General features: G+C 41.4%; 19 protein-coding genes. 7 read left to right on the top strand and 12 right to left on the bottom strand.

Going from position 1 to position 23,599, the window contains the following annotated elements:
* Positions 1-352: 352 nt before the first annotated feature.
* The gene (locus tag PNC201_RS19170) at positions 353-1,906 is read right to left on the bottom strand and encodes a methyl-accepting chemotaxis protein (RefSeq protein WP_102058050.1); all 1,554 of its coding nucleotides are present in this window, start codon (positions 1,904-1,906) and stop codon (positions 353-355) included.
* A gap of 236 nt (positions 1,907-2,142) precedes the next feature.
* On the opposite strand from PNC201_RS19170, the gene hemH reads away from it, so the two are divergent.
* Positions 2,143-3,162 (top strand): ferrochelatase, encoded by a 1,020-nt coding sequence (gene hemH, locus PNC201_RS19165; protein WP_102058049.1) that lies wholly within the window; start codon positions 2,143-2,145, stop codon positions 3,160-3,162.
* A 55-nt stretch (positions 3,163-3,217) separates the two neighbouring features.
* Here the strand turns inward: hemH and PNC201_RS19160 are convergent, their stop codons facing one another.
* The 4 genes from PNC201_RS19160 to PNC201_RS19140 form a co-directional block, all read right to left on the bottom strand.
* Positions 3,218-5,764, bottom strand: a complete 2,547-nt coding sequence (locus PNC201_RS19160; protein WP_102058048.1) for a putative bifunctional diguanylate cyclase/phosphodiesterase — start codon at positions 5,762-5,764, stop codon at positions 3,218-3,220.
* Between the two features lie 174 nt (positions 5,765-5,938).
* Entirely contained in the window at positions 5,939-7,342 is a 1,404-nt protein-coding gene (locus tag PNC201_RS19155; protein WP_102058047.1) for a YfcC family protein, read from the bottom strand.
* A gap of 93 nt (positions 7,343-7,435) precedes the next feature.
* Positions 7,436-9,025, bottom strand: coding sequence for a sensor domain-containing diguanylate cyclase (locus PNC201_RS19150; protein WP_102058046.1), 1,590 nt, complete (start codon positions 9,023-9,025; stop codon positions 7,436-7,438).
* 475 nt (positions 9,026-9,500) lie between these two features.
* Entirely contained in the window at positions 9,501-10,685 is a 1,185-nt protein-coding gene (locus tag PNC201_RS19140) for an alkaline phosphatase family protein (protein ID WP_010605405.1), read from the bottom strand.
* A gap of 249 nt (positions 10,686-10,934) precedes the next feature.
* On the opposite strand from PNC201_RS19140, the gene PNC201_RS19135 reads away from it, so the two are divergent.
* The 3 genes from PNC201_RS19135 to PNC201_RS19125 are packed head-to-tail and all read left to right on the top strand — an operon-like array spanning position 10,935 to position 13,833.
* Entirely contained in the window at positions 10,935-11,480 is a 546-nt protein-coding gene (locus PNC201_RS19135) for a GbsR/MarR family transcriptional regulator (RefSeq protein ID WP_010605404.1), read from the top strand.
* Between the two features lie 15 nt (positions 11,481-11,495).
* On the top strand, positions 11,496-12,842 hold the full coding sequence (locus PNC201_RS19130; protein ID WP_039495168.1) for a cytochrome ubiquinol oxidase subunit I: 1,347 nt from the start codon (positions 11,496-11,498) through the stop codon (positions 12,840-12,842).
* A complete protein-coding gene (locus PNC201_RS19125; RefSeq protein WP_010372949.1) occupies positions 12,835-13,833 on the top strand; it encodes a cytochrome d ubiquinol oxidase subunit II in 999 nt (332 codons plus the stop codon). Before PNC201_RS19130 ends, PNC201_RS19125 begins: the two co-directional genes overlap by 8 nt.
* Before the next feature lie 195 nt (positions 13,834-14,028).
* On the opposite strand, the gene PNC201_RS19120 is transcribed toward PNC201_RS19125, so the two are convergent.
* Positions 14,029-15,045 carry a lytic murein transglycosylase gene (locus PNC201_RS19120; protein WP_010605402.1) on the bottom strand — a complete coding sequence of 339 codons (1,017 nt, stop codon included), beginning with the start codon at positions 15,043-15,045 and terminating at the stop codon, positions 14,029-14,031.
* Entirely contained in the window at positions 15,042-15,323 is a 282-nt protein-coding gene (locus PNC201_RS19115; RefSeq protein ID WP_010605401.1) for a YcgL domain-containing protein, read from the bottom strand. The genes PNC201_RS19120 and PNC201_RS19115 overlap by 4 nt, the downstream gene beginning before the upstream one ends.
* A gap of 135 nt (positions 15,324-15,458) precedes the next feature.
* Here PNC201_RS19115 and minC point away from each other — a divergent pair, with 135 nt between their 5' ends.
* Genes minC through minE form a run of 3 tightly spaced genes read left to right on the top strand, consistent with a single transcriptional unit; the run spans position 15,459 to position 17,240 of the window.
* Positions 15,459-16,163 (top strand): septum site-determining protein MinC, encoded by a 705-nt coding sequence (gene minC / locus PNC201_RS19110; protein ID WP_010372958.1) that lies wholly within the window; start codon positions 15,459-15,461, stop codon positions 16,161-16,163.
* 5 nt (positions 16,164-16,168) lie between these two features.
* Positions 16,169-16,978: a septum site-determining protein MinD gene (gene minD / locus PNC201_RS19105; protein ID WP_010372960.1), complete on the top strand. Its 810-nt coding sequence runs from the start codon at positions 16,169-16,171 to the stop codon at positions 16,976-16,978.
* A gap of 1 nt (position 16,979) precedes the next feature.
* Positions 16,980-17,240, top strand: a complete 261-nt coding sequence (minE, locus tag PNC201_RS19100; protein ID WP_010372964.1) for a cell division topological specificity factor MinE — start codon at positions 16,980-16,982, stop codon at positions 17,238-17,240.
* A 124-nt stretch (positions 17,241-17,364) separates the two neighbouring features.
* Here the strand turns inward: minE and rluF are convergent, their stop codons facing one another.
* The 5 genes from rluF to PNC201_RS19075 all read right to left on the bottom strand — a co-directional run bounded on the left by rluF (position 17,365) and on the right by PNC201_RS19075 (position 23,591).
* The gene (gene rluF / locus PNC201_RS19095) at positions 17,365-18,351 is read right to left on the bottom strand and encodes a 23S rRNA pseudouridine(2604) synthase RluF (RefSeq protein WP_102058045.1); all 987 of its coding nucleotides are present in this window, start codon (positions 18,349-18,351) and stop codon (positions 17,365-17,367) included.
* 65 nt (positions 18,352-18,416) lie between these two features.
* Complete coding sequence (locus PNC201_RS19090) at positions 18,417-19,490, bottom strand: ABC transporter substrate-binding protein (RefSeq protein ID WP_102058044.1); 1,074 nt, start codon at positions 19,488-19,490, stop codon at positions 18,417-18,419.
* Positions 19,483-20,580, bottom strand: a complete 1,098-nt coding sequence (locus tag PNC201_RS19085) for a DUF418 domain-containing protein (RefSeq protein ID WP_233525290.1) — start codon at positions 20,578-20,580, stop codon at positions 19,483-19,485. The genes PNC201_RS19090 and PNC201_RS19085 overlap by 8 nt, the downstream gene beginning before the upstream one ends.
* Positions 20,580-21,797, bottom strand: coding sequence for an EAL and HDOD domain-containing protein (locus PNC201_RS19080; RefSeq protein WP_010605397.1), 1,218 nt, complete (start codon positions 21,795-21,797; stop codon positions 20,580-20,582). The genes PNC201_RS19085 and PNC201_RS19080 overlap by 1 nt, the downstream gene beginning before the upstream one ends.
* Before the next feature lie 258 nt (positions 21,798-22,055).
* Positions 22,056-23,591: a glycogen synthase gene (locus tag PNC201_RS19075; protein WP_102058042.1), complete on the bottom strand. Its 1,536-nt coding sequence runs from the start codon at positions 23,589-23,591 to the stop codon at positions 22,056-22,058.
* Positions 23,592-23,599: the final 8 nt, after the last annotated feature.

Genomic DNA, 23,599 nt, shown 5'->3' with positions numbered 1-23,599 from the left:
GCATTTGGATAACAGCGCCTACTTTACTTGTTTCGTCATCAGATCGATCTTCATCCTATATATAATCATGGTTCTAAGTAAAAAGTGTAAAGAATTATACTACTTATTTAATTCAGAACCAGCCTGCCGACTTAAAGCATCTTCACCTTCTTTAGTTAGTAAAGACTTTTCCCAAGAAAGGTTACGACGCTTTTGATGTTTTTAAACGAACGTTGACGACTCTATAGTCTAATAATTGATACATGTATAACAAGTTGCTTAAAAGGAAAAATTACAGATCAGATTAAGACTTAAAAGGGCATTCGAGAATGCCCTTTTAAGTCTTCAGTAAATCAGTGCGCTATACTAAAACTCACTTACGCTTAAAACGAACAATCAACTCGTGCATTTCTTTAGCAGTCGATTCTAGGTCTTTACTCTCTTGATGCACTTTGTCCGCGCTATCTAGGCTGTTGTTTGCAAGCTGTGCAATGTTTACGACTTGCTGATTAATGTCATCAGACACGGCCGCTTGTTGCTCAACCGAAGTTGCAATTTGCATCGACATATCACTAATTTGGATAACCGCTTGGGTGATTTGTTGTAGCATATCGGTGCTTTGATTCAGCTGATCAATACCGTGAAGCGATTCTTCTTGGCCTTGCTGAGCAATGTCTACTGACGCTTGTGTGCTGCTGGTTAGTTCTTCAATAATTGCATGGATCTCTTTCGTCGACTCTTGTGTGCGCTGTGCTAGATGTCTAACTTCATCAGCAACTACTGCAAAGCCCCTACCTTGCTCACCAGCTCGCGCAGCTTCAATTGCTGCATTTAGTGCTAGCAAATTAGTTTGCTCAGCGATTTGTTCGATAATTTGTGCGGCTGCTGCAATTTTATCAGTTTGTTTAGAGACACCTTCAACAGAATTGCGGATGTCAGCAATGGTATTACTTAAATCACCAAAAGCAATTTTAGTTTTATTAGCGATCTGCTCTGTTTGAGAAGTCAAATCAAGGGAGTTCTGAGCATCTTTAGCACTCAGTTGCACGCTGTTAGAGACATCGTTGATGGTTGTTGTCATTTCATTCATTGCTGTGGCAACAAGCTCAGTCTCAGTTTGCTGCTTTTGTAAATCAGCATAGGTGGCTCGCGCTTCTTTACTCGCCGTATGCGCTCCTTTAGATACGTTTTGCGCCGCATGTTCAACACGCGTAAGAATTGTATCTAGGTGTGCCCTTTCGCTCTTTAAGCGGACTTGGATTGATGCCATAGTACCATCCCAAGTCGAATAAACTTGCTCAGATATCTCATCGCAAAAACTGTGCGCCAACTCAGATTCTAGTCTTCTCAGCTGTTCTTTATCGCGCCAAGTTGCATAGGCTGAATATGCCAGCATATTTGCCATCAACCAAAAAAATCCTGCAGACTCAGAAGCAAAATACCAAAGTGCCAGTGATGAGATGATGTTAAAGACTGGCCAAACCACGCGTAATTTGGGAAGACCGAAACTGCTTCCTTTATTAGTATTTACGTTTGTATAAAGTTGACTTGCCCGTTCAACCGTAGCCCTGTCTGGGCAGCTTCTAACCGACTCATAGCCAATGATTTTGCCATTTTCTGTTATTGGCGTTACATAGGCATCTACCCAGTAGTGATCACCATTTTTACAGCGGTTTTTTACGATCCCCATCCATGGCTTGCCTGTTTTAAGCTGCGTCCACATTGTTTGAAACGCCACAGGTGGCATATCTGGATGTCGTACTATATTATGAGGTTGACCAACTAACTCATCACGAGAAAATCCACTAACATCAACAAACGCTTGATTGCAGTCAATAATATTTCCTTTCAGATCAGTGACGGAGATGAGTTTTACATCGCGAGGAAAGGTTTTTTCTCTTTGGGTTACTGGGTGGTTGGTTCTCATTAGACAAGTCCAAAACTAACAAAAAATTGATTTTCCCTTAAATATTTGCAGAAAAATACGCCCTCAATCCATGAATAGCAATAGAGAAGGGATTAATTAACGATAATTACAACTATAGTGTGAGTTAATTTTAGGCGCAAATTGATTTATGCCAGTTTAGATCGAAATTAGGCTTACTCCCGTATAGCCTTTCTTGTAAAATAATCCTAATAAAATGATAATCTAAGGAGCGTTAAGTGTCTCGCTTTTCAGCCATTACAGATAATCCCCATGAAGGCCGATTTAATTCCAAAACGGGCATTCTTATTACGAATTTAGGTAGCCCGGATGCACCGACGGCTAAGGCACTTAGAGTTTATCTTGCGGAGTTTCTCTCCGATCCCCGTATAGTCGAAATTCCAAGGCTAATTTGGTTAATGATTTTACATGGCATAATTTTACGTGTTCGCCCTAAAAAGTCAGCACATGCCTATCAATCAATTTGGACCGATGAGGGCTCCCCGTTGATAACCATTAGTCGAGCGCAAACTGATAAAATAAAGAAGCAGTTACTCAGTGAAGGTTTTGAAAACATCGAAGTTGAACTCGCCATGCGCTATGGCAACCCGTCAATTGAATCAGGGCTTGAGAAATTAAGAGAAAAAGGCATCACAAGAATTATCATCGTGCCACTATATCCTCAATATTCCAGTGCAACGACAGGCTCAACCTTTGATCAGATCTCAAAGGTGCTAAGAGGTTGGCGCTGGGTACCAGAGCTACATTTTATTAATGGCTATCACAAACATCCGCTCTATATCGAATCTTTAGCTAATTCCATTAGCGAAGATCTTGAGGCGAATGGGGAGCCGGATAAATTGGTATTTTCATATCATGGTACACCAAAGCTATTTTTAGATGGAGGCGACCCGTATCACTGTTTTTGTCAGCAAACGACTCGATTAGTCGTTGAAAAACTTAATCTTGATAAAGAAAAAGTAATAACTACCTTTCAAAGTCGTTTTGGTAAAGCAGAATGGTTACAACCTTATACGGACAAAACACTTGAGAGTTTTCCCAGTCAAGGTATTAAAAACGTCGCTATTTTAAGTCCGGCTTTTAGTGCAGACTGCTTAGAAACACTCGAAGAGTTAGAAGTTGAAAACCGAGAGGTATTTGAGTCTGCTGGCGGCGAAAAGTATCGCTATATTCCCGCACTAAACGACCGTGATGATCACATTAAAGCGATCACAGCGCTGATAAAACCACTGCTGTAATAAAGACGCAGAAGCAATCTGCTATTTTTAGGTGTGATATCAAAATATCACACCTTTATTTTTCTAACGCACTTTGTGTTTGTTCAGCAAAAGCGTCTGTTGTGAGTAGCTCAAGACAGGCATCTATTGGTTTTGCGGGACTGTAAAAGAATCCTTGAATGTGATGACAACCGAGCTCTCGTAATTTTTCGAGTTGAGTAAACTGCTCTACCCCTTCGGCTATCACACCAATTCCCAACTTATCACTGAGCTTAATGAGGCAGTCAATCATTACTTGTTTGTTGTAATCAGACATCAGGCTGTCGACAAAGCTTTTGTCTATTTTTAGGTAATCCACCTGATTTTCTATCAAGTTACTTAATGATGAATAGCCAGTACAAAAATCATCAAGCGAAACCTTGATCCCATGTTCCCTCAGTTGATTAAGCGTTTTCCAAGTATAGCGATTTGTAGCAAGCGATTCGGTAACTTCAATGGTAATTGCTTCATACGGGATCTTTGCTTTTTCGATGGCGCTGGTAATTAACTTCACCTGATTAATACTGGCTTTAAACTCACTAACAGAACGGTTAATAGAGATCCCAACCTCTGTAAAACCAGCTTGGTGGATCTTTGCTAAGTCTTGGCAACTACGCTCAAGTACAAACTGTCCAACTAAATGAATAAGACCAAATTCTTCAGCAATAGGAATGAAAGTACCTGGTGATACCATTCCGTATTCATCATCAAACCAACGTACTAGGGCTTCAAACTTTGTGATGTGGTTGGTATCAGCATTAACGATCGGTTGATAATAAACAGTAAGCGCTCCTTCTTTCAGTGCCTGCTTTAACTTGTCTTTAAGCTTTATTTTATTTAAATAGGCATTTTGAATTGCCGCATTGTGTAAGGCTACCTGTCCGCGCTCGGTCTTTTTCACGCTATTGAGTGCATGCGCTGCGTTTCTGAGTAAGTTAGCCGCGGTGATCCGAGAGCCTGCCTCGAGCTGTGCAATACCTGTAGAACAAGTGACTTCTATAGTAATTTCATTAAATACATAGGGCTGAGAAAGTTTCAGTGAAAGCTTTTGAGCAATTTTAAGCGCGCTTTCTACATCGCTATGAGTGAGCAATAGCGCAAATTCATCACCACCATATCTTGCAATAATGTCATTTTGGCGAACTGCATTTTTTAATCGTTTAGCTACAGAAATAAGTACCTTATCGCCAATCTCCGGACCAAAAACATCGTTCACTTCTTTAAACCTGTCTAAGCCAATGAAAAGCAGTGAACAACTGGTATTGTTACTTCTAGAGCCCGATATTTGTTCTTCCAATCGCTGCATAAAACTGCGGCGATTTAATAATGCTGTTAATGGTTCATGGTTGGCGTAGAAGGTAAGTTGAGACTCGTTCCGCTTCCATTCGGTAATATCTCTAAAAATGCCGACGTAGTTAGCAACTCGACCTTGCTCATCCTTCACCACACTCAGTGTTAATTCCTCAGGATAAATCTGACCGTTCTTGCGACGGTTGTGGATCTCTCCTTTCCAATGGCCAACCGTGCTCAATGATGCCCACATGGCTTCATAGAATGATTTATCTTGCTTACCAGATGATAACACCGCGGGGTCTTGGCCCAATAATTCGTAGCCGGTATAACCCGTTAGCCGCTCAAAAGCACGATTCACCATAATGATTTTATTTTCATTATTGGTGATCATAATGGCTTCTGTAGCATGCTCAAACACAACATTAGTGAGTTCGAGCTGTTTATTTAGCGATGAAATATAGCTAATATCTTGAATGGTCGCAGTGAATACAAACTCATCGCTATGCTGCTCATCAGACTCTACTTGCCCAATAATTCTTAATAACCCATGATTTTCCGTGCGAGCGGCCAATGAAACTTGCAAATCAGTATTGCGAACGGCACCTAACCTCACTTTTTCTAATGCAATCCGCAGCCTTTCACTATCTTCTATCGTGAGTTTATCGAGCAATAATGACAGCGACGGAGAATGAGCTTTTGTCTTAAGTAGATGATTTAGGTGGGGGGAAAAGTAGTGCTTATTTTGTTTAAGTTGCCATGTCCATGTGCATAGGTCCGCTATTTGCTCACCTTTTGCAAGTTGCTTTAGTAAAATACCTTGTTTAGTCAATTCTAAATTGTGGTTAAGCTCCGTTGAGATCAGGTGTCCTAACTCTTGAAACCACAATTTTTCTTCAAAGCTGACTTGTTTTTCTTTATTAAACAAACAGACCATTATTCCTATTGGTTTGTGATCTAAGGCCCTTAGCGTTACCCCTAAATACCCCTCTATACTAAGAACACGAAGAATTTCATCTTCTTCATAAAGTTGTTGCAAGCCACTGGTAACACTGCACACTTCGTTACTTGCTTTAGCATCAAAACACGGCGTCCCTTCTAGGTCATAAATAATATTATCGACTTCTTTACCATCCGCCAGGTACATAACGGTCTTTACGCGCTTATCGTTATCGATAAACTTACCCACAAAACAATGATCCGCATCAAACCGTTCAAACAGCTGTTTCAATGCAAATTGATATCGCTGATTAGTGGATGTTAAATTGTAAAAATGGCTAAACGTTAAATTCATAGAAGTCTGTATGGCTAATTCTCGACCAAGATTTTTGTTTAATAAATAATAATAGCTTATTAAACTACATAGAATATAAATACAGATCAATAAATTTGCTTTTTGAAAAGAAATTGAGTCTAGTAAAAGCAAGATAGCGCCGATTGGCGCTATCTAAGAAGAAAATTTGTTTATCTACAGTTGTGGTTGCACGTCCAAGCCATAACCAAACATCACAGCGAGTACCAACACAGTTGCCGCTGCTACCATGAGTTTAGCCATTAACGGCATACAGAATCTAAACCAATGGGTATATGGGACGCCAGCCATGCCGAGTATCCCCATTAATACTGCATTGGTCGGTACTATCATGTTTGAGAAACCATCACCAAACTGATACGCAAGTACTGCAACTTGCCTTGGTACACCAACTAGGTCACCTACTGGAACCATCAATGGCATGGTAACATAAGCCTGACCAGAGCCCGAAGGTATGAACATATTTAAAAGCGTTTGGATAAGTAACATACCAACAGCTGAAACTTCCGCAGCGACATAAGAAAGTGGTGTTGAAAGACCATGTACAATCGTATGAAGAATTTGACCATCCTCTAGAATTAGTGCAATACCACGAGCTACACCAATAAGCACTGCAGTAGTAACAAGATCTGAGACTCCTTCGATAAATCGGTTTGCGGCTTCATCAGCTGAAAGTTTACCAAGAATTGAAATAACGATACCCCAGGCGATAAATAAGCCACCTAGTTCGTAGAGATACCATCCTTGAGTCGCAATACCCCAAACCGCACAGACAAGCGTAACAATGAAGGTAAGTAGAATAGTTCTATGACGACCATTAAGCTGCGGATAGCTTGGCGCAGCCTGACCTGCCAGTGGGCAAGGCACGTCTTTCATCATAGAGTGCTCAGGGTTTTGCTGTACCTTTTTTGTATAGCTCCATACATGATGAAAGCCAATCAGTACAAATGGAACAAAAATAGCAAATCTCAACCATATGCCCGAATAGACAGGTACTTCAGCAATTTGCTGAGCAATTAATACCGTAAATGGGTTGAATGCCGAGACACCGTAACCAATACCATAGCCGGCAATGATCATACCAACAGCGGTCATGGCATCCAGCTTCATTGCTTTACAGAGTGCAACTAAAATCAGCACAAACGGGATGTATTCGCCTGCTGTACCAATAGCGCTTGACGCGATTGCAAAACAGAACACTACCATAAAAATGAGTTTTTGTGGTTTATCGCCATTTTTCTCAAGTAAACGACCGATCAACGCATCAACGGTGCCTGTTGCACGTGCGATTGCGAGTACACCACCAACAATCATAACGAAAAAGATTACGTCTTGCGCAGCAGCAAACGCACGAGGAATAGCTTTTAGCAGATCCCAAGGTGTAAGATGAACAGACTCTTCTGCAATATGGTAGGTACCAGCAAGCACAACCTGCCTGCCAGAGTCAGTAGTTGCAGTATCAAAAAAGCCTTGTGGAATAATCCAAGTCGACAGTAATGCAATTAGCATCATACCTAGTAGCAGGACTAGTGTATGAGGAACTTTCAATGTTTTTGCCATGGAAAGTACAGCTCCAAATTTGGTAACGGTAAAATTGCAACGCATCTTACCGATATTCGGAGCAAATTTCACTTTTTAATATCAAATTTCCAATTATGCTACATTGTGATTGGCTAAAACGGCATGTTCAACACGGTTCCTGCCGTTTGCTTTCGCCTGATATAGACTTCTGTCTGCAAGTTTAAGTGCATGATGCAAATCCTCAGAGCACAGCGGCCAGTGAGAGATACCAAGTGAAATCGTAATATGCCCAGCTTCACCAAACTCAGTTTCAGCGGTACATGCACGCAAGCGTTCTGCAATTATGTCTGCTTTATCAATGTCTACATATGGCAAAAACATTAAAAACTCTTCTCCACCGCTACGACATAAGTGATCTTGTTCACGTGCATTAGTGCGCATCAGCTCGGCGAGTTTTCTGATTACTACATCACCAACATCGTGGCCGTAAGTATCATTCACATGTTTGAAGTGATCGATATCGAGCGCAATAATGCTAAACGGAGTTTGCTGCTCATAGGCAGTCTCCAGCCACTTTTCCATTCCTCGTCTATTGAATAAATGAGTAAGCTGATCTTGCTTTCTTTCATCGTCAAAGCGTTGGATCTGTGCTCCTAAGTTCTTAACACTGCTGTGCATTGCCTGATAAAGCCATGCGGCTTCATAATACCATGTAGATACATGTGGAAAATCTATGTTTCTACCATCTTGCACTTGCTCTGATAACTTAGCTAATCGCCATAGGGGCTTTGCTATTAAGGTTCCGAGTCCAAGTACACAAATTAACAAAAGTACAGTAAATGGAATGGTAGTTTTGAGTACGTGCCGCATAGTATTAGAAAGGTGCGACATGGTAACTTCTAACGGACGTTGTGCTACTACGCCCCAACCACTTGTGGGAACCAGAGCATAGCCCGCAAGCATCGCAACGCCTTGGGTATTTATCACTTGTGCTGACCCTGAAACTTTATTAAGCAGAGACCCAACAACTTCATTTTCAGTGACATCTTGTCCTATTCGATGATCGTCATGATGATAAATAAGTTTACCATTTGGCCCAGTAACAAAAATATAGGTTTTGTCCTTATGATGGTGGTTAGCAAGAAGCCGCCCTAAGATATTATCTCCTTTTAGATAAATCCCAGCTGCGATAAAGCCGACAAATTTACCTTCTCTATCAAACATTGGGTGTGTTGGGCTCACCATCAAATTTCCGGCGGGAGAGATAAATGGCCCTACGATGAAAGGTGCCTGTTTACGAAGTGGCGATGTTTCGGCTTCATTTATAAGCGTAGTCCCAACAACACCGAGTGAACTGGGTTGAGCACCGATAATTTCTCCATCGGCGTTGACTAGCACGATTGAATCAAAACTATGAGTTCGAGTAAGCATTTGCTTAAGTTCGTTATCGACCAACTCTGGGTTATCTAGCTCCGAGGCGATAGTTTCGCTCGACGCTTTTAATTGCATCAAAACTGATTGTAAAAAGAGATCAGTAACATCCGCGAGCTTAGTTGCATAAGCGCGATTTGCCTCCAAGGTATCTTTTACCATCACTTGCTTTTGAACTTGGTAGCTTGAGAACAGAGCGTTTAGCAACGAAGTAAATACGCATAATGTGGCAAGAATGAGTATGAGCTTTTTGAGGTCTAACCAATGTTTTGCTTTATTTATTTGTACCACTAAGAATTCTCTTTAATGTACTTCCATGACATTTTAGCTATTCGTTTGAATGAAACAGTTAATCTATATCAAACTTCTGGTCAGACCAATAACGAATAAGAACGTGCACATTCTGTGTGCCGGTATTATAACCACATAGCCAAAAATATTTAGTTTTTTGAACGGATTATTGGTATTGTCTCAGCTATCAGGTGTAAAATAATCTGAACATAAATACAGCGAAGTTCTAATGAAGAAAAAGACTACCAATCCACTAGTTGGCCACTTTACACTTGCTTGCCTTGCGCTCGCGGCGATATGGATGTTCGTATCTGATAAAGATGCATTGCTTGTCCTTAATTCCTTGGTTCTTGTCTATATTGTCTTTGCTTTAGCAAAACGATTAATGAAGGCTTCCAATAAAAAGTAGCGCGCTTTACTGCTTTTGTTCAGAGCCTCGTTATTTATCGGCTCTGAACACAATAAATGGCCTGTTTTACTGCCTAACCAGCTTTAATAGGTTTTCCCCCCTACTATCAAGCTCATTAAGTGGCTTAAGCCCCATAATGTGTGTAAGTGTTGGGTAAACTTCTAAATTGCTAGCTTGTTCTATCGTTACACCCGATTTAAAGGCAGGGCCACTTGCGACAAAAAATGCGGCCATATCAGGTGTCACCTCATACCCATGCGTACCATAATAGCCTTGCTTGCCTTTTTGCATAAAGACAATAGGCGCTTTTGCTTGCAGGATAATGTCACCGATACGAGAAGACTCACCGCCATTTAATTGCAGTTTTCGCTCACGATTTAATACTTTATAACGACCATTCGCTTTTTTACGTAACTGCTGTATAAGCGTCTCTGTTTCAAGGACTTTATCACCTAACGCATAAAGTGACACCCTCGTTCCGCTATTTTTTATCGTCCAATCTTCAGGTATATCTAGCTCTTCGAGGATCACGGCTTTGCTTGGCTCTACGCTTGCCATACCGTGGTCAGAAACGAGTACTAAGTTCACTTTAATTTTGTCCCTTTTCAAAACAGCGACAAAATCTCCAATTAAGCCATCAACAAATTGTACCGCTTCTCTCGTTTTTTCATGATCTGGTCCGTATTCATGACCCATGGTATCCACTAGAGAAAAGTAGCTGGCGACAAACAATGGTTTTTCGCTTTTTGGTAATTTTAGCCAGTTGTGTATTTCATTTAGACGGTTCTTGTAATCGGCTTGTTTTGAATAGTGATAGTAATAGTCAGGCGTCATACCATTGATTCTAGCGTCTGATTCAGGCCAGAAATACGCGGCAGACTTATACCCGTGCATTTTTACAAGATTCCATAACGGAATACCACTTATCCACGAGCTATCCACTTTACCCATTCCCATCTTATAACACTCTTCACGCTTCTTATCACAAAAGTAATTATCGACAATGCCATGATTGATTGGTTTTAAACCCGTAACAATAGATAAGTGATTCGGAAATGTCTTAGTCGGATATTGAGGCCATAGCTTAGTCGCGCGGACGCCCTGCTTCGCAAGATTTGCAATATTCTTTGCATCGTGTTTTTCAATGTAATCCCATCTAAACCCATCAATGGAGATCAATATGGTTGTCGCGCGCTCAGCAAAAGCAGTGCAACTAAAGATAGATAAGGTGAAAAGGAGGATTCTTAACATGTATAAATTCCCGTGTCATGTGAGTACCGCTGCAAAAGTAGGAGGCTGTGCAGCATAATCCGTGTGATTGTGGCCGCATTAAATCACAATGATTTGAAATTTATATTGATTTGCGGTCAGTGGATGGCAATTATAGATATTCGGGGAAGGTTAACTTTCACTATGTTGTAGTTGAGCTTAATTAATGCTTGATCTAAGTCAAAGTGACCTTTATATTAAAGTTTCAATAATTACTGAAAGTTTAGAACAATGAACTTATCACCAAAAATAGAAAATTTTGTACTTCATTGCGGCGAAATGGGAAGCCGTTGGGGTTTCAACAGAACTATAGGACAAATGGTTGGTTTGTTGGTTATTAATGAAAAACCATTAACAGCGAACGAAATCGCCGATGCGTTAAAAATTTCACGCGGTAACGTGAGTATGGGAATAAAAGAATTGCAATCTTGGCAACTAGTTAAGGTGCATCATATTCCCGGCGACCGTAAAGAATACTACTCTCCAAACGGCTCTATTTGGGATCTCGCTAACCGCGTATTTGAAGAGAGAAGAAAAAGGGAAATCGACCCAACACTAACTCTACTTCGTGACCAAATCCTAGATAGCGCCAACTCACCTGAAGAAGTGTATGCACAGCAGCAAATGCAATCCATTCATGACCTACTTGAAACCGTCACTAAGTGGTCAGCGGAACTTCAACGCCTATCACCAGAGCAATTGCAATCGTTGATGAAGCTCGGTTCTTCTGTGAGTAAAGTAATAGATTTAAAGGATAAATTATTACGTAAGTCTTAAAGTGCGAGGTGCGTCATGCTTGATACGTTGTTGTTGTCGCGAATACAATTCGCAGCAAATATTAGTTTTCATATTCTCTTTCCCACGATAACCATCGCGTTAGCTTGGTTTCTGGCGTTTTTTAAACTCAAGTATGACCTAACCGAACACCCGGTTTGGTTAAGAGCTTATCGCTTTTGGGTCAAAATTTTTGCATTAACCTTTGCACTCGGTGTCGTAAGCGGCATTACCATGTCGTTCCAGTTTGGTACAAACTGGCCCGGCTTTATGGAGAAAGTCGGCAATATTGCAGGTCCCTTGCTCGGTTATGAAGTATTGACCGCATTTTTTATGGAAGCAACATTTTTAGGGATCATGTTGTTTGGCATGAAGCGCGTACCACCTAAAATACATACTTTAGCCACTTTTATCGTCGCCATAGGTACAACGCTTTCCGCATTTTGGATCCTGTCTTTGAATAGTTGGATGCAAACCCCGACAGGCTTTGAACTTAGAGACGGTATCGTATATCCCACGGACTGGTTCGAAGTTATTTTCAATCCTTCATTCGGTTATCGCTTCTTCCATATGTTATTAGCTAGTGCGCTGACGGCTTCATTTTTGATAGCTGGTGTCAGTGCGTATCGGATGCTGAAAAACGATGAAAAACATGCCCCCAAGAAAGCGCTAACCGTTGCATTAACAGTTGCGGCGCTGCTTACTCCATTGCAGGCTTTCGTTGGCGATTTGCATGGCCTAAATACGCTAAAACATCAACCACAAAAAATTGCAGCAATGGAAGGGGTTTGGGAAACAGAGAAAGGTGCACCACTACTATTATTCGCAATTCCGAATGAGGAAGAAAGACGCAACGACTTTGCGCTCGGTATTCCTAACATGGCAAGTTTTATTCTTACCCACGACGTTAACGGTGAAATTAAAGGGCTTAATGAATTTAAAGGTGAACACCCACCTGTTAAGCCCGTCTTTTTCGGTTTTAGAATCATGGTTGGGATGGGCATGCTGATGATCTTAGTTGCGTTTGTCACTCGTTTTACATTATGGAAAAAGGGCGAGTTACCGAAGTGGCAACTGAAAACGCTTGTTGCGATGACTTTCTCAGGCTGGGTGGCTACCCTCGCAGGCTGGTATGTCACAGAAATTGGCCGCCAACCTTATATCGTCAGTGGTATCTTAAGAGTTGAAGATGCAGTCACAACAATTGCCTCAGAAAACGTCTTATTTACACTCATTGGCTATCTGACGATATATGCAATCTTACTGTACGCTTATATTCGCACTTTGTTCCACACTGCTAGCAAGTCTGTAGAAGTGGAAGAGTACGACATGAAGGAATTTGCTGAGGAGGTTACTCGTGTTTAATCCGGAATATCTATCTCTCATCTATGCCGGTTTGATGGCACTCGCTGTGCTTGTTTATGCAATATTAGATGGTTACGACCTTGGCGTTGGCATGATGATCCCGCTGGACGATAAAGAAACCGCAGACACTATGATAGCCTCTATCGGTCCATTTTGGGATGCCAATGAAACGTGGTTAGTTTTAGCTGTAGGCCTCGCATTTATCGCATTTCCTCAAGCCCATAGTATGATCTTGCAGGCGCTCTACATTCCTGTTGTGTTTTTACTCTTTGGCTTAATTATGCGTGGTGTCGCTTTTGATTTCAGAGCAAAAGCGAGAGTTAAACGCCAAAGGCGGTGGGACAAAGTATTTAAATTTGGGTCGCTACTCACCTCGTTTGCGCAAGGGTATATGCTGGGGCTTTATGTCATAGGCTTTGAAAATACCCCTCTTGCCCATGCATTTGCGGTCTTTAGTGGAATTGGCGTTGTCTGCGCGTATGGCTTGATTGGTTCAGCATGGCTAATTATGAAGTGTGAAGGGCAATTGCAGCAAGATGCGATTAGCTGGTGCAAAAAATTTGCGAGAGTAGCCTTTGTTGGGGTGTTGCTCGTTTCTATCATCAACCCAGCGATTAATGAGTGGATCTATGAGCGTTGGTTTGACCTCCCGATGGCCTTAGTCGTATTACCAGCCCCGATTATTTGCTTGTCGCTCTTTGTAATTTTAGAACTTGTGTTACAGAAACTACCAAAGTCGCCGGATAATGGTGCTTGGTTACCGTTCCTGATTTCAGCATTTATCTTTGTGCTTTGCTTCTTCGGCTTAGTTTATAGCTTTTACCCATTCGTAGTGCCAGGCAAGCTAACCATCTTCGAAGCAGTCGCTGACGCATCGGCTCTTACTTTCTTATTATATGGCGTAGTCATTGTGGTGCCGACCTTAATTGCATATACACTATTTTCGTACCGAGTCTTTTGGGGCAAGGTTCAACCTTTGTCCTACTATTGACACTTGCATACATTAGCCCAACCAAAAGGCAGCGAGTTGGACGCTGCCTTTTTTATTGCTTTATGAATACTACTCGTCTTTGCTATATGTCTTTTTTGTTTACTGCAAATCTAATGCCTGCGAAGCAAGCTTTATCATCCAATAAATAGGCATAAAAAAGCCCGCTATTCGAGCGGGCTAAGTCTGACTTTGTGGCTAAATCTTTGGGTAACCTATTCTGTCAGATAAATATCCAACACTTGAGGCAAAGTAATAAGATCTATTCCAATTCATTAAAGCCTTGTAATTGTCATAAGCCAAGTACATCCGGCCATTGGCGTCATCTGGCATCACTAAAGCGGCTGTGATATTCACTTTTGGCAAGTCAGTGCCATCCATCCTACGAAGACCAAGCGCTTGCCACTCCTGCAATGAACGCTCTGATTTACTCCACTCTTTTAACCATTCGCTGTGCGTTTTAGTACCACGCTTTAAAATGTAGCTATTGTCAAAACCTTCAGGTAGCTTAACTTGGCGACCCCAAGTGAGATCGTCGTTCCAGCCCACACTTTTCAGGTAATTGGCTATTGACGCAAAAGCATCTTCTTGTGTCGTCCAAATGTCCTTACGACCATCTTTATTATAATCAACAGCATAAGACGTAAATGAAGTTGGCATAAACTGAGTTTGACCCATTGCTCCTGCCCACGATCCTTTGAAATCATCCAGACCGATGTGACCATCTCTTAAAATATCCAGCGCAGCCCACAACTGTCTTTTATACAAAGCTTCTCGACGACCATCAAAAGCAAGCGTCACTAACGCACTAATGACTGGATAGCCGCCTTGAATACGACCAAAGTTGCTTTCAAGGCCCCACAGGGCAACAATAAACCGTGCCTGTACGCCATATTCTTTTGCTATTTTTTCTAAAGATTCTTGGTGTTCTTTGTAGAGTTTGCGAGCCTGTTGGATTTTCCATTCAGGGACGCGCTTGGGTAAATAAGTTTCTAGTGTTTCGACAATTTCTGGCTGGGACTTATCAGCCTTAATCACCTTTTCCTTAAATACTGCTGTTGCAAAAGCCTCATCAACTAATTGTTGTGTATAGCCCTTGTCAATCGCTTCTTGTTTTAAGTTTTTGAGGTATTCATCAAACTTCGCTTGAGTATTAGCAAAGACTGATGTGGACAAGCAAACTGAGGCTACTAGTAGGGAAATTTTTTTTATCACGAATCTGTTACTCCGTTTTGCTTTCTAAATTCATCAAGCAAGCTTTCTGTATGCGGTGGAAGTTGCAAGTAAAACCCATCGTCAGTTAATTTTTGCTTAACCGTTTCAAGATCAGCAATTCCCAATTTTGTTCTTCTCGCAAGGTCAATAATCATGACATAGGTAGGAGTGCCGAAAGTTTCCATTAACGGTGCAGGGACATTGGAAAAATCATCTCTTTTAGTTACAAAAAGATAGGTATCCGCTTTTTTTGGACTTTTGTATATGGCAGTGAGCATTATAAGCCTATAAATTCTTGCTAATCATGGGCGGTCACTATACCATGCTATTAGTAAGTTGTGGAAAGTTTTACTAACCGCTAAAGTCAGCTAGATAAGGCTTTAGCGGCGGTTGTAACAGAAATTTGAGTACATATGGCAAATCAAACATTCGAACTAAAAGGAAATCTATTTACACTCTCTGTACTGCAGTTGTTTTCTTTAGATCTGACCAAGTTAAGGCAAGATCTTGATAGCAAAATTTCGCAAGCGCCTAAATTTTTTCAAGGTGCACCAATTGTCGTTAATTTAGCTGATGTTCAGGAGCAAACTGTAGAATTCAAAGAGTTAAAGCAAACACTGGTCGATTTACAGCTCAATCCAGTGGGTGTGTGTAGCGGTACTCAAAGTCAGCACGACTTAGCCAAAGAAGCCGGGTTTTCTGTACTAAACTATTCAAGGGATGTGCAACCGAGTACCCCATCACAATCTCAAGCAGCAGAAGTAGTAGAAAAACAAGTTTATCTTCCTGCTCAAATTGTGAACGGAACGGTACGTAGTGGTCAGCAAATTTATGCTAAAGACCGTGATCTGATCGTGCTAGGTGCTGTAAGTCATGGTGCAGAAGTTATCGCCGATGGTAACGTGCACATTTACGGTACTTTACGTGGTCGTGCAATCGCAGGTGCGCAAGGCCAAGAAGACACGAGTATATTCTGTCAGCGCTTAGAAGCTGAGCTGGTGTCTATAAACGGGAGTTATTGGATCAGTGATTCGCTGCAAGGTGAACACTGGGGTCAAGCTGCTCAAATAACACAACAAGACGAATCATTAAAAATTACAGCTTTGGTCAAAGGATAAATCAGATGGCAAAAATTATTGTCGTAACTTCAGGTAAAGGCGGTGTTGGTAAGACAACGTCAAGTGCAGCAATTGGTACTGGCTTAGCGCTAAAGGGTTATAAAACAGCCATTGTCGATTTTGATATTGGTCTTAGAAACCTCGACTTAATCATGGGATGCGAGCGTCGCGTTGTTTATGATTTTGTCAACGTTATCAACGGTGAAGCAAACCTAAATCAAGCATTGATTAAAGATAAGCGCGTTGAAAAACTTTATATTCTTCCAGCTTCTCAGACTCGTGATAAAGACGCCCTCACTCGAGAAGGGGTTGAGCGTGTGCTAAATGAAATGAAAGAAGAATTTGATTTCATCATTTGCGACTCACCAGCGGGTATTGAAGCAGGCGCAATGATGGCATTGTACTTCGCTGATGAAGCCGTGGTAGCAACTAACCCTGAAGTTTCATCCGTTCGTGACTCAGACCGTATTTTAGGTATTCTACAAAGCAAGTCGAAGCGCGCTGAAATGGGCCTAGAGCCGGTTAAGGAACACCTATTGCTTACACGTTATAACCCAGAGCGGGTAGATAGCGGTGAAATGTTGTCGGTAGACGATGTAAAAGAAATTCTAGCGATTGACTTACTAGGTGTAATACCTGAATCAAAAGCAGTACTTAATGCGTCGAACTCAGGTCAACCGGTTATCTTAGACCAAGAGTCTGATGCAGGCCAAGCATACAGCGATGCAATTAACCGCTTATTAGGTGAAGTCGTTGATTTCCGCTTCTTACAAGTTGAGAAGAAAGGTATCTTCAAACGGATCTTTGGAGGGTAAGGTGTCATTACTAGATTATTTTCGTTCTGAGAAAAAAAATAGCGCATCATTAGCGAAAGAGCGACTGCAAATCATCGTTGCGCACGAACGCTCAAAGCGTGGTACACCTGACTACTTACCACAACTTAAGCAAGATATCCTCGATGTTATTCGTAAATATGTGAAAGTAGATTCGGATGCTGTCAACGTCCAGTTTGAACAAAACGAGGATGACTTAGCAGTATTAGAATTGAACGTTACTCTACCTGATGATGAAAAGTAACAGTTTGAGTAAATGTAATAAGGGCTATTTCTATAGCCCTTATTTATTTCGTTTTGCCCATTCTAATTAAGCTGTCAAGGGGCTTTACATTGCCCTACTCTTTGCTTAATTTCCGAACTTCAGGTCACTTATTCTTATTTAAGGACAAAGTACCTTTGACCCTTTTTGCAGGCTTAGCATTGGGCTTTGGGCTTGACTTACGTTTGTTGTGACTGTGATTTTGTTCACCATTTCGCGTTTTTGGCTTAGGCTTAACGCTATTTTGGTTGTCGAGTTCAGTTGTTCGATCTTTGCTGTTATGCGCTCGCCTATCTTGCTTTGGACGACCAACCTCACTAACTTCACTTCTAGGCTTATCATGCTGTTTTCCCGCACCAGCACCCGCTGATGCCTCTTGCGTTTTACTCGATGACTCTGTGGCGTGATTAATCGCTCGCATTTCGTTTTCGTTAAGGTGACGCCACTTACCAGAGCTAAGGCCAGTTAGATCGATATTCATTATCCGAATACGTTTAAGGTGTGTTACTTCAAATCCTAGATATTCACACATTCTGCGAATTTGACGATTTAAGCCTTGGGTCAATACAATGGTAAATGACTTAGTCCCGGTTTTACGAACTTTACAAGGCTTTGTGACGGTGCCAAGGATTGGAACACCAGAGGACATACGTTTTACAAAGCGCTCATCAATAGGCCTATCGACCACAACCTCATACTCTTTTTCATGGTTATTGCCGGCGCGAAGGATTTTATTGACCATATCGCCTTGGTTGGTCAAGAAAATTAATCCTTCGGATGGACGGTCTAAGCGACCAATAGGGAAAATACGCTCAGGATAGTTAATTGCACTGACAATATTACTTCTGATTTTACGCTCGGTGGTACAAGTTACACCTACAGGTTTATTATAAGCAATAAATACAGCCTTTGGCTTTGCTTTCAGAGGCTTACCATCAATGATGATAGTGTCAGCATCAGACACTTTGGTGCCCATTTCTGGTAGAATTCCATTTACTTTGACACGACCTGAGGCGATTAAGTCATCAGCTTCTCGACGACTGCAGAATCCTGTTTCACTGATGTATTTATTGAGGCGCTTTTGCTCTGTCACGATACAACCACTTTGAGTAAAAACCCGTATTGTAATCGCTTCAACCGCTTTACACTACTGCATTTCTACTTTTGCAAACTTTTTCTTAATAGCTCAGGAGAAAAATGATACTGCTCTTTAGGCTTTCCTCTAAGACTCATTGCCTTGTAATCAATAGATTGCCAGTTTTTCGCTGACTTTATCCAGTAATAGTCAGCTAGATTTTCCTTGGTGATCACAGTTAAATCAAACGCAAGTTCAGTGTTATCCTTCCAAAAAGGGTGCCCATAATAATGATCGTACACCGAAATCAACGCCCAAGCCCCCATCATAAAGTGCCCGCCAACGGATGCTTGCATCTCATTATGTTCAATAAGCTCAAAAGTATCCGACAACCAATCAAACCCACCAAACACTATTTGTGAAGCGCTTGATGCAGCTGCGGTGATAGCTCCCATCGCCATCAAATCTGACGCACACCAAATAAGGTTTGTTTTTGGATAGCGGTGCAACAATTTCTTAGTCTTATCAAGCGCTTGTTCTTTTGACCACCCGGCGTAGACAGTTTGCTGAACCACCACGCCAACTTCATCAAAAAAGCGCTTTGCACCGTTGCTTCTAATATCTGACTCTGTGCCATAGTGACCATTGATAGCAATAGGGTAAATTGTCTCATGACCGTTAGTTTTAGCCTGTTGGTATAGTTTCTTTGCCAGATCGTAACCGGCTTGGTCATTATCATGATGTACTTCCCCAAGCCAATACTTATAGTGTTCTTTTGGATTACCTATCGCCTGCCTTTCAGGGCCCGAAATCGTTTCTTCTAAAGTAATATGATTGATCCCATATTTTTCTAAAAGCTTTAGGCTTTCTTCGGCACCACCAGGATAATTAATGAGGATGACATAGTCGGGAGTAGCACGATAACTCAAATATTTTTTAAGCTCAGCGAGCTGTATAATTCGGTTTCCTTCTCCATAGATCACATCTAATCTAATATCGAATTGATCCGCTGCCGCTTCTGTAATGCCTTGGACGCGCTGCCAAAATGGTTCACCAGGCACAGAAGGATTAACAAACAAGACATTTAAAGACTGTTTAGCATCAACACTAAAACACACCATCCATAGCACTACCCCAATTAGTACTTTTTTAATCATAGCGGGCTCTTCGTATTACTAGCAACTTCAATAACTTCTCAAATGGGCCTTGCTTAAACAACTTAAAATAAATAGACGCAAGGGCTAATTGAATTATAGACGCAATTACAAATGCCGAGAAATAATCCACCCGCTCCCAAGTGCTGATAGCGTTCGGGTTTATAAAGTAAAAATAGCTTACAAACACAATTGACTGGAGAAGATAAAACGAAAGCGCTAGGCGCCCAACACATTGTAAACTCCAAAGTTGATTTTTTGCACCTCGCATTGCCGCCTTAATTACAACGACATAAAACAACGCAACGGGTATCGCAAGGATCCAATCTATTCCTTCAAAAAACTCGACGCCTAGCTTACGCTCAAGAACAAAGCCTACAAATGACAAAATAATGGCTACAACGGCAAACAAATTAATTTTATGAACAGGTTCAGTACGCTCTAAATCAAACATTCCACTTCGATATAAACGCATACCAAGTAGCATTAACCCGGCGGTATACCACAAAGTAATAACCGGGATAAGCAAACTAATAATGATAAAGTACAGGCCATTAAGGGTGAGTAGTTCTAAGTAGTTTGCTGGAATTTGCTGCAAAAACTCGAGGTAGACTTCTGAAGTTCTATTTATTTGTGGTTCTGGATCAATTAATAGCAATAAGCTGATAGCAATAGAAGGGACTAAAATGAATCCTATCGCATAGCGGTTTAGCTTTTTGTCGCTCGCATCTATAAATCGTAGCGCTACAAATCCACTCAACGCATAATTAAATAAAATATCTCCAGGCCAAACCAACACGCCGTGTAACACACCGAAAACCATTAACCATGTTAGTCGATGTCTTGCAAGGCTCTGATCATCCGTCTTTGCTACCTGAATGCACAATGCCGCCCCAAATAACATGGCAAATAAGGTTCTGAATCGACCATCAAAGAAAATACTGTTAACCATTGCGAAGAACGGATCAAGATAGTGGGCAGTTTGAGCTGGTACATAACCCAACTCAAAATTGGCCATATGTACCATATTCATGGAAAGCAAGCCAAGCAGCGCGAACCCGCGGATCGCATCCATCGCAATAATTCTATTCATCAATACACACGGTTTTTATACATATCAGCCCAGTTTATCGCAGCGGCATGAAAATCAGGAAGGTTTTCGTCTTTATAGTTTAAATAACTGCACGCATCCTGCAGAGTCCACCAGCTTCCAGACTCATAGGCTCTAACGATATTTAAAATATAATATAGTGTGTTGGGTTTGCCTATCAAAGCATCATGGAGTTGCTCAGGAAAAGGTAGCTTGTTTACAACCTGCTCCATTGGCCTGTCAAGAATGGCATCAAGCAGAGAAAATAACCCTGTCATAAAGCTCATATTGGCAAGCCCTGGCGATATTTGCTGTGCGATAAGTTCACAAAACCGTGAACGAACGATAGAAAGGCGTGTTAATTCTGTCGGTTTTCCCTCGGCTACGTGGGCTGTCATAATTAAGTTTACAAACTTTTTTACACGCTCGTTTCCTAAATATACCAGGGCTTGCTTTAAAGATTCGATACGACTTTTGATCGGAAATACGCCGGAATTAATAAGCCTTAGCAGTTTATACGCAAGCGCAGTGTCCTGAGCAAACAACTCGGCTAATCGCGTAATACTCATATTCGGTTTGAGTGCTTCTTCATAAATGAGCATGACTATCACATAATTGATAGTAATGTCTTTTTGCTCAATCATTTTTGGTTTTGCAAAGAAGTAGCCTTGAAAGAACTGAAATCCCATCTTTTTAGCTTGCTCGAATTCTTCTTCGGTTTCGACTTTTTCCGCAAGTAGTTTAATGTTCTTTCGCTCTTTAATCATGTCAATCACTGGCACTATAGTGTCCAGCGGGTTTTCCATGACGTCGAACTTAATCAACCTTACGAGCTTTAAGAAAGGTTCCCATTCTTTTGAGTATTCAAAATCGTCTAACGCGAGTCTAAAGTTGCTGTGAAATAAGCCTCTTATCCGCTCATAATTTTGTTTTGTTGGCGGAATAGTCTCCAATAGTTCTAAGATCACATCATTTGCTGGGAGAAACTCACACAGCTCCTGACGTAACGAGTCTGGACCAATATTAATTAGCGCTTTCTTTCCCGAAGTGAGATATCGCATGCCGAGGTTAAGTTGATTATTCATTATCAGCTTGGCTGTCGCTGCATCATCTGCAATATTTGGAAAGCTATTTTTTACACCATCGCGAAACAACAATTCGTATGCAACAACTTGTTTTTTACGATTAAATATGGCTTGGCGGGCCACAAAAACCTTCAAACAAAAACTCCTTCGTACCTAAAGTGAACAATCGCACTTTTGGTTTAGCAATTTTTAGATTTTAACCCTTTATGATGATAAAGAAAATCAACCTAAGCTATTAAGAATCAAAATAATAGCTTAAAAGATAATGCAAAATGACAAAAAAGAAAGGCCAAAGCTATCTTTTGATACCTTTGACCTAGTTTTTTGTTTAGCAACTGAGCCAATTGCTAAATACTTAACACAGAAGCGAAAATTTTTTTAACTACGTTTTTTCTATCTATATAATTGTTCGCAGTATTTTTGTGCAACATCAGACCAGTCAAAGCGCTGCATACGAGCTTGCAGCCTGAGTTGTTGATATTTTTCGCAATCCCCTACCAGATCAGCGAGTGCTAGTTCAAAAATCGCAATAAACTGACTACCTTGCTCAGCAAGCGTTTCTCCTTCAAAGCAATAGCCGGTTTCGTTGTGTTTTACCGTATCAGATAATCCCCCCACTTTATGTACGATACAAGGTTGTCCAGCGCGCATCGCAAGCATTTGACTGATACCACAAGGCTCAAAGGAGCTTGGCATTAAAAACAAATCACCTAATGGGTACAGTTGCTCGCCGAGTGCTTTACCATAACCATTTAAAAACAAGACATTGTTATGGCGTGCCATTACTTCGGTAAATAGCTGCTCAAGACTTGGGTCACCAGAGCCTACAATCACAATACGTGCTCCTTGGTGCTTGGCTATTTTTGCAATGTCATCGAGCACAATGCCTGATTGGGTAGGCTGTCTTAAAATAAGTGCTTTTTGATCGGTGAGACGACCAACACTTGTAATTAGCTTGCCGCTAAAGGCTTCGTCACGCCAAGCGAGTATGCGCTGATGAGCAATGTAAAACCGAGATAATACTTGGCTAGATTTTGCCATCCATTGAAACACATGCTGCTCAGCAAGCGCCAAATAGTCAGCAAAAATTAGATTCTCTTCGTCACCTGACTCATCATACACACAACCGTTTAAAATACCTGCTAACCGTCCTTCATGAGACGCATGCTGCATGTCGCTTTCTAACCCTTCGCCACCAAAAAAACCAAGCTCAGGATGACTCGGGATCATCACTTCTTTGGCATAATTAGGAGAAACAACATGCACTTTGTCTGAAAGATTAATAGCCGCTCGCATAGGATTAAAACAGTGAGGATATTTAGGATCGCAAATACTGAGCCCATCATAGGTGAGTGTCGGAAACCAAGACTCAAGGCTGGATAAGTCATGATTAAAAGGCCGGATCCCTTGAAGTGCAAGGTTATGCACAGTATAGACTGTCCTTAGCGCCTTTAAGCGTTTGAATCTTGGACTAAACTGACGAAGTACAGCAACGACAGCAGCGTGCCAGTCATGTAGGTGTACAACATCTATCTCAGCTATCAACTCATGTTCAATAAGTTCAGCAACTGCCGCACTAAAAAACGCAAATCGATTTGCATCTGTCGCAAAGGGCTGGTGAGGATCATTACAGTAAATAGCGCCGTGATGCTCACTAAACAATGAGTGTGAAATGACATACTGAGTGACATTGTCACTTTCTTCAACAGACCAAAGAGTCGCCGTTTCTAGGTGTTGACGAAAAGGGACGGCAATATCAGCGACTAAGTTTCGATTTAAAGCAGCTTGGCCATAATCGGGTGTGACCACCGATACTTTAATGCCAAGCTGCGCCAATGCATAAGGTACGTCGCGTATTACATCTGCGACGCCCCCCACCTTACAATTTGGCAACCGATCGTTTTCGGCTGCCACTAAAATTACATGCATAGTACCTC

Source organism: Pseudoalteromonas sp. NC201 (assembly GCF_002850255.1).
In the GTDB taxonomy this organism is placed as follows: Bacteria; Pseudomonadota; Gammaproteobacteria; order Enterobacterales; family Alteromonadaceae; genus Pseudoalteromonas.
Note: the sequence above shows the minus strand (reverse complement) of the source record. Positions and strands in the feature narration are given on the sequence as shown.

Excerpts from the sequence above, each read along its gene's own strand:
- PNC201_RS19170 (WP_102058050.1), bottom strand. The coding sequence starts at position 1,906 with ATGAGAACCAACCACCCAGTAACCCAAAGAGAAAAAACCTTTCCTCGC.
- PNC201_RS19140 (WP_010605405.1), bottom strand. The coding sequence starts at position 10,685 with ATGTTAAGAATCCTCCTTTTCACCTTATCTATCTTTAGTTGCACTGCT.
- minC (WP_010372958.1), top strand. The coding sequence starts at position 15,459 with ATGGCAAATCAAACATTCGAACTAAAAGGAAATCTATTTACACTCTCT.
- PNC201_RS19155 (WP_102058047.1), bottom strand. The coding sequence starts at position 7,342 with ATGGCAAAAACATTGAAAGTTCCTCATACACTAGTCCTGCTACTAGGT.
- PNC201_RS19130 (WP_039495168.1), top strand. The coding sequence starts at position 11,496 with ATGCTTGATACGTTGTTGTTGTCGCGAATACAATTCGCAGCAAATATT.
- PNC201_RS19075 (WP_102058042.1), bottom strand. The coding sequence starts at position 23,591 with ATGCATGTAATTTTAGTGGCAGCCGAAAACGATCGGTTGCCAAATTGT.
- minD (WP_010372960.1), top strand. The coding sequence starts at position 16,169 with ATGGCAAAAATTATTGTCGTAACTTCAGGTAAAGGCGGTGTTGGTAAG.
- PNC201_RS19135 (WP_010605404.1), top strand. The coding sequence starts at position 10,935 with ATGAACTTATCACCAAAAATAGAAAATTTTGTACTTCATTGCGGCGAA.
- PNC201_RS19115 (WP_010605401.1), bottom strand. The coding sequence starts at position 15,323 with ATGCTCACTGCCATATACAAAAGTCCAAAAAAAGCGGATACCTATCTT.
- PNC201_RS19090 (WP_102058044.1), bottom strand. The coding sequence starts at position 19,490 with ATGATTAAAAAAGTACTAATTGGGGTAGTGCTATGGATGGTGTGTTTT.
- PNC201_RS19160 (WP_102058048.1), bottom strand. The coding sequence starts at position 5,764 with ATGAATTTAACGTTTAGCCATTTTTACAATTTAACATCCACTAATCAG.
- PNC201_RS19085 (WP_233525290.1), bottom strand. The coding sequence starts at position 20,580 with ATGAATAGAATTATTGCGATGGATGCGATCCGCGGGTTCGCGCTGCTT.